1 protein-coding gene is annotated in these 525 nt (G+C 33.7%); it reads left to right on the top strand.

What is annotated here, in order from left to right; translation table 11 throughout:
* The coding region (cmk, locus tag AC1DTM_RS31260) for a (d)CMP kinase (RefSeq protein WP_477001796.1) at positions 1–380 on the top strand (380 nt) is incomplete at its 5' end.
* Positions 381–525: the final 145 nt, after the last annotated feature.

Here is a 525-nt window from a genome sequence, read left to right as displayed (position 1 = left end):
CTATTGTAGCAAAGCATCGCCTTGTTCGTGAAGAAATGGTACGTCGTCAACAAGAATTAGCTGAAAAAGGCGGCGTAGTAATGGATGGCCGTGATATTGGTACACATGTACTACCAGATGCTGAAGTGAAAATCTTTATGCTTGCTTCTGTAGAAGAAAGAGCGGAAAGAAGATATTTAGAAAATATGAATAAAGGTTTCGATTCTAATTTAGAGCAGTTAAAAGAAGACATTGCTAGGCGTGATAAATTAGATTCAGAACGCGAAGTTTCTCCTTTGAAAAAAGCTGATGATGCATTGGAATTAGATACAACTTCTTTATCAATTGAAGAAGTTGTCCAAAAAATTATGGGTATTGTTTCAGGAGTATTTGCGAAATAAAGAAAGAGGACTATCCTCTTTCCTTTTTTTTTTTTGAAATGTAAAGGATAAGTGAATTATAAGTCTCTTTTCTTGACAAATGGGCTAATTTGTAAGAAGTTAGTTACAGAGGAAAAAAACTGTCAGAATATATTCGCTATTATAT

The organism is Bacillus sp. P4_D3 (genome assembly GCF_056401855.1).
This window is presented reverse-complemented; position numbering and strand designations above follow the sequence as displayed.